Below are 2,735 nucleotides of genomic sequence, written 5' to 3' on the forward strand. Positions count from 1 at the left end.
CTCAGCTTCAAACAAGCTCTCAGTCTTGAACAGGCTGAACGAGTTGATTATCAACCTATCGTTGATGCTAATCGTTTTTTTCTGTTCATTGAATCAGCCCGTATAAAAACAGCCTATGATTATGATCCTCATTTTGCGGTCAGTTTAAGTGGGGTTCGTCCTCTTCCTCACCAGTTAGAGGCGGTATATCAGCGCATTCTCCCCCAAGCTCGTTTACGTTTTTTACTGGCCGATGATCCAGGGGCAGGAAAAACGATTATGGGGGGACTATTACTTAAAGAGCTAAAATTACGTCATGCAGTAGATCGTATCTTGATCTTAACCCCTGCTCCTCTAACGGTTCAATGGCAAGATGAATTACGCAGTAAATTTTCAGAAACGTTTGAGGTTATTAATTCAAATTTAGTTAAAAATCAATTAGCCGGAAATCCTTGGGAACGGTTTCGTCAGTGTATTGCGTCCATTGATTTTGCTAAACGAGATGAAGTAATGCCATCTATTCTACAAGTGGAATGGGATTTAGTTATTATCGATGAGGCCCATAAATGTTCTGCGAGAACTCAAGGGGATGAATTACGACGTACCGGACGTTATAAATTAGCCGAAGAACTATCTCAAATTACCGAACGGATTCTCTTATTAACAGCAACGCCCCATCAAGGAAATAAAGACCAATTTCATAACTTTTTACGCTTACTAGATCCTGACCAGTTTATTTCTAGTAGCATTAATCCTCAAATTCTTCAATTAGAAGATAGTCCTTGGTTTCTCAGACGAATTAAAGAAGAATTAAAAGATTTTGATGGTAATCGTTTATTTAAAGAACGTTATCCTATTACCATTCCTTTTGAATTATCTCGCTCTGAAAAAATACTGTATGATGAAGTCACTAACTATATTAACCGTTATTTAGGTAAAACTCAAGGACGTAAAAAAGGTTCGGTTGCTTTAGCTAGAACCGTATTACAACGTCGTTTAGCTAGTAGTCTTAATGCCATTTATTCCTCTCTCAAAAAACGGGAAAAACGGTTTGCTGATTTATTAGAAGAATTAGAAACATTATCTCCCACTGAACAACACGCCCGTTTAATGGAATTAGGACGAGTAGTAGACCCAGAGATGGAAGATGAGGATTATGATGGGGAAGAATTAGATGAAATAGCCATTGATTCAACGGTAGCCGAACAATTAGACCAACTTCAAGATGAATTAGTGGCTCTGCGTCATTTGGTTAATTTAGCTAAGAAAACTATCGAAATTGGTCAGGAAACTAAATTAAATGCTCTAAAAGATTGTTTAGAAAGGAGTGAATTACAAGAGTTAAAAGATGGACGGGGTAAACTGCTTATTTTTACTGAACATCGTGATACCTTAAATTACCTCAAAGACAATTTAATTCAATGGGGTTTTACAATATGTGAAATTCATGGAGGTATGAGTCCTGTTAGTAGAAAAGACGCACAAAAAGACTTTCAATTTAACAAACAAATTTGTTTAGCAACCGAAGCAGCAGGGGAAGGAATTAACTTACAATTTTGTCATTTAATGGTCAATTATGACATTCCTTGGTCTCCCCATAGACTTGAACAAAGAATGGGGAGAATACACCGTATTGGACAACCATTAGATGTTTATATTTTCAACTTTGTGGCGACGAATACGGTAGAAGGAAATGTTCTTAATAAACTATTGACAAAACTGGATGAAATTCGTAATGCGATGGGGGATAAAGTATTTGATGTCATTGGTCAATTACTACAACTGAATGATATTCATTTTGAGGATTTAATTAAGGAGGCTTCTTATAGTAAAGCAGAAGAAGATAAAGCTGTCGAAACTATCAATGGTCTTGACCCTAAATTACTCGAGGAATTAGAACAGGCAACGGGTATTGCTTTAGCGACTTCTCATGTGGATTTATCTCAAGTTCGTCGCACTCAAAAAGAAGATTATTTATCAGAAGAACGACGATTAATGCCTCGTTATGTAGAAGAATTTTTCCGTCGTGCTTGTGATTACTTAGGGGTCAATTTAGAAACTAGGGCTGATGGATTATGGCGTATTCCTTATCTTAAAGAGGAATTTCGTGCGCCATCTCTTGATGCTGTTAGGCGCTTAGGTGTACCGGATAGTCGCTATGGTAAGTTTACTTTTTATAAGGAAAAATTGGGAGAAGTTTCCCATCAAGATGCTGAATTTGTAACCCCTGGTCATTGTTTATTTGGGACAATTTCTGAACGGTTAGACCGACAACTAGCACAAATGGTGGGCTATCAGTCAGCTTTATTTCTAGATGCTGATGCTTTTATCCCCTATTCTATCCACTTTTTCGAGGTACAAATTGCTGGACAAGACATTAAAGGGAAAGGAACAGTAATTCGTGCCATGATGGTTGCTGTGGCTGAAAAAACTAAGGGGGATTATCAATTAATTTCAACAGACTGTTTACATGATTTAACTCCCTTGAGTCCTGAAACCGCTTCTTCAACTTTAAATCCGCCTAGTTCTGATGAACAACAAGCTTTAGAAAAGTGGTTAAAAGGGAAGGTTCAGTTTCCTTTAATGCAAGAAGAAAGTGGCAAACGAAAACGAGAATTACACATTCGTCAAGATTATCTCACAAAGGCCATGGAGGCTACTATTTCTGAGGCGAAAAAAGCCTATATTATGTTATCAGGGAAAGTGGCTAAGGGTGATGATACTTACCGTGTTGCTAGAGATAACGCTCAAAATAA

General features: G+C 37.5%; 1 protein-coding gene. It reads left to right on the forward strand.

What is annotated here, in order from left to right:
- On the forward strand, window positions 1–2,735 hold a 2,735-nt coding region (locus C4E06_RS10740; RefSeq protein WP_107668050.1), incomplete at both ends, for a helicase-related protein.

Source organism: Cyanothece sp. BG0011 (assembly GCF_003013815.1).
Classification (GTDB): Bacteria; Cyanobacteriota; Cyanobacteriia; order Cyanobacteriales; family Microcystaceae; genus Crocosphaera.